Below are 3,354 nucleotides of genomic sequence, written 5' to 3'. Positions count from 1 at the left end.
CATGCCGGGATGCCCACTCCACAATGCCTGCGTTCGGCCAGCGTGGTTAACGGGGCGCCGAAATCAACGTCCACCGCGAAGCGGCCTTCGAGCCGACCTGGTTTGGTGGGTTTTGCATTTCCTCTGTGGGAGCGAGCCTGCTCGCGAAGGTGGTGGGACAGCTTGCATGGATGGCGAATTTGTTGTTTTCCCCAAGAAAAGGATAAACCCGTGGCGAGGGAGCTTGCTCCCGCTCGGCTGCGCAGCAGTCGTAAAAAACCTGCTGTTGTCCAGATGCATCCTGCTGAATGGTTTGGGGCTGCTGCGCAGCCCAGCGGGAGCAAGCTCCCTCGCCACGGGGTTCATCGTCGTCTTTAAATGAACAACATTCTCCCTAGGAGGAACCCGCCTTCGCGAGCAGGCTCGCTCCCACAAAAGAATCTCCCACAAAGAATCTGCGAACAGTTGGATTCAACTAAAACCCGCCAGATAAGCCCAGGGAAAAATCCCCCGCTCGTGCCCATCACTGAATACCAGCTGAACCCCATAGCCCTGGGCATTGACCTCAACCACCCGCACCCGGGCATCGACCTGAACCGTCAGCCCTTGCAGGCGAAACGCCCGGCATTGGGAACATGGGCATTGCCTGCGTAGCTCGACATGGTCCAGCCGTTGCTCGCGACCATCGGGCCAACTCAGCCGCAACTGGCCCTTGTCCCGGGAATTGCCGATCGTCAACGGACTCATTGCAACTGGCCCAAGGCGATGCGCACGGCCTTGCGCACTTCCGGGTCGCCATCGTCCCGGGCTGCCTGCAAGGCGGGGATCGCTCCCGGATCGTTCAACTCGCCCAACGCCAACGCCGCTTCCTTGCGCAAGTTGCTGATGCGATGGCCCAGGGTTTCGATCAGTGCCGGCAACGCCTGGGCATAACGCAAGCGGCCAAGACTGCGGGTAGCGCGCAGGCGCACTTGCCAGTAATCATCATCCAGGGCCTCGATCAGGGCCGGGCCGGCGTCGGCGTGAGCCACTTTGCCCAGCGTGGTGGCGGCCTCTTCACGCACCGTCCAGGCTGGGTCGCGCAAGGCCTGGCGCAGCGCCGGCAAGACCTGCGCATCCGCAGCCAGGCCCAGGGCGCCGGTGGCCGCGCGGCGCACTTCGCTGTCCGGGTCGGCGCTGGCGAGCCGGGCCAGGGCCGGCAGAGCCTCAAGCTGCTTGAGCCAGCCCAGCACGCCCACCGCTTCGCGACGCACGCCGGCATCGGCGTCGACCAGGGCCGCGATCGCAGCCGGTGCGGCAGCGCCCAGGCGCAACTCGCGCAAGGCGCGGAACGCAGCGATGCGCACGCTGGCATCCGCGTGGGTGGTCCAAGGCAATATCACCTCCCCCGCCGCCTCGCTCTTGAGCAGGCTCAGGCTCTGGGCAGCCGCGGCCTGCACGGTCGGGGAGGCATCAGTCAAGGCCTGGCACAGGGCCGCGACCACCGGCGCGTCCTCCCAGGCTTCGAGCAAGCGCGCGGCTTCGGCCCGCACCTCGGCGCTGGGATCCCGGGCCAGACGGTCGACGAGCCACAGCAGGCCTTCGGGTTCCTCCAGGTCAGCCAGTTCGATCAGGGCGATGCGGCGCACTCCGGCGTCGTCGTCCGTCAGGCGTGGTTGCAGGGCAAGAATGTCATCGTTGTCGGTGTTTTCGAATAGAGAAGTCATAGGGCAAATCGCGGCAAGGAGGTTTCAGGAGGAAGCCCGAGGGGATTGAGGCGCGGCAATTGCCGGCCATCTGCATGGCGCAGCAGCTCGAGGCAATGGCGTTTCAACCGGGAAAACTCAGGGCGGGTGACCAGGTCGGTGGTTCGTGGCCGCGGGAAATCCAGGCGCAGCTCCTCGATGATCCGGCCCGGGCGCGGGCTCATCACCAGCAAGCGATCAGCGAGGAACAACGCCTCGTCGATGTCATGGGTGACGAAGACAACGGTGGTGCGGATGCGCGTCCAGATGTCCAGCAGCAGCTCTTGCATGTTCAACCGGGTCAATGCATCCAACGCGCCGAAGGGTTCATCCATCAGCAACAAACGCGGGCGATTGACCAGCACCCGGGCGATCTCCACCCGTTGCTGCATGCCGCCGGACAGTTGGTCCGGCCAGTGCCCGGCGAAACCTTCCAGGCCCACCAGGGCAAGGATTTCATCGGCGGCCCGGTGTCGTTCGGCCTTGCCCTGGCCGCGCATCTTCAGGCCGAAAGCGACGTTGTCGCGCACACTGCGCCACGGAAACAGGGTGTGCTGCTGGAACACCATGCCGCGCTGGGGCGACGGGCCGGCCACCGGCAGCGCATCGACATTCAGCGTGCCGGCACTGGGTTGCAGGTGCCCGGCAAGCGCGCCGAGCAACGTCGATTTGCCGCAGCCGGACGGCCCGAGGATGCAGACGAACTGGCCGGCCTCGATCTGGCAATCCAGCCCCTGCACCGCTTCGAAGGCCTGGGCACCCTGGCCCAGGACAATGGATAACTGGCGGATATCGATCCGCCCTTCAGGGGTTTGCATCGCGCTCATCAGGCTTTTCCTCGGGGTCGGTGCCAAGGCGTGAACAGCCCGCCCAGGCGCTTGATCAACAAACTGCTGCCCATGCCCAGCACGCCGATCAGCAACATGCCGACGACGATGTCGGGGTAGTTCTGCACGGTGTAGGACGCCCAGGTGTAGTAGCCGATGCCGTACTGGCCGGCGATCATTTCCGCCGTCACCAGGCAGAACCAGGACGTGCCCATGCCGATGGCGAGGCCGGTGATGATGCTCGGCGCCGCGCCCGGCAGGATCACCTCCAGCAGGATTGCCCGGCGCCCTGCCCCCAGGCTTTTCGCCGATGCGACCAGGCGCCGGTCCACCCCTTCGACGCCGTGCACGGTGTTGAGCAGGATCGGGAACAGCGCACCGGTGAAGGTGATGAACACCATCGACAGTTCCGACGAGGGAAACATCAGGATCGCCAGCGGGATCCAGGCCACCGCCGGAATCGGCCGCAGCACTTCCAGCGGTGGCAGCAACAGGTCTTCGGCCCACCGGGAACGGCCGATGGCCAAACCCAGCGCCACGCCCACCAGCAACGCCGCGCCATACCCGGCAAAGACCCGCCCCAGGCTGCTGCCCAAGTGCCGAACGAGATGGCCCGACTCGCCCAGGCCGAGCGCGGCCTCGATCACCGCCAGCGGAGCCGGGACGTTGGCGAAAGTCACCAGGCCGAGGTCCCAGTGACCGTTGGCGGCGAGCTGCCAGAACAGCAGGCAGAGCAACAAGGAAGCGGCTCGCAGGAGCCAGCGTTTGAGTGATGGATGCACTGATTTCCCCTCAGTCATGGAGATCCCTTGTGGGAGCGAGCC

At 65.4% G+C, this 3,354-nt stretch carries 4 protein-coding genes; all 4 read right to left on the bottom strand.

Annotated features, from left to right (window positions below):
• Positions 1-450: 450 nt before the first annotated feature.
• The 4 genes from ACE04F_RS10380 to ACE04F_RS10365 are packed head-to-tail and all read right to left on the bottom strand — an operon-like array spanning position 451 to position 3,330.
• Positions 451-726, bottom strand: a complete 276-nt coding sequence (locus tag ACE04F_RS10380) for a DUF971 domain-containing protein (RefSeq protein WP_434672325.1) — start codon at positions 724-726, stop codon at positions 451-453.
• Positions 723-1,685 (bottom strand): HEAT repeat domain-containing protein, encoded by a 963-nt coding sequence (locus ACE04F_RS10375; RefSeq protein WP_486106428.1) that lies wholly within the window; start codon positions 1,683-1,685, stop codon positions 723-725. The genes ACE04F_RS10380 and ACE04F_RS10375 overlap by 4 nt, the downstream gene beginning before the upstream one ends.
• Entirely contained in the window at positions 1,682-2,530 is an 849-nt protein-coding gene (locus ACE04F_RS10370; protein ID WP_486106426.1) for an ABC transporter ATP-binding protein, read from the bottom strand. Before ACE04F_RS10370 ends, ACE04F_RS10375 begins: the two co-directional genes overlap by 4 nt.
• Entirely contained in the window at positions 2,530-3,330 is an 801-nt protein-coding gene (locus ACE04F_RS10365) for an ABC transporter permease (protein ID WP_486106424.1), read from the bottom strand. Before ACE04F_RS10365 ends, ACE04F_RS10370 begins: the two co-directional genes overlap by 1 nt.
• Positions 3,331-3,354: the final 24 nt, after the last annotated feature.

Source organism: Pseudomonas sp. AGC41 (genome assembly GCF_057334555.1).
The sequence above is the reverse complement of the archived record's forward strand: the minus strand, read 5'-3'. Positions and strand labels throughout refer to the sequence as shown.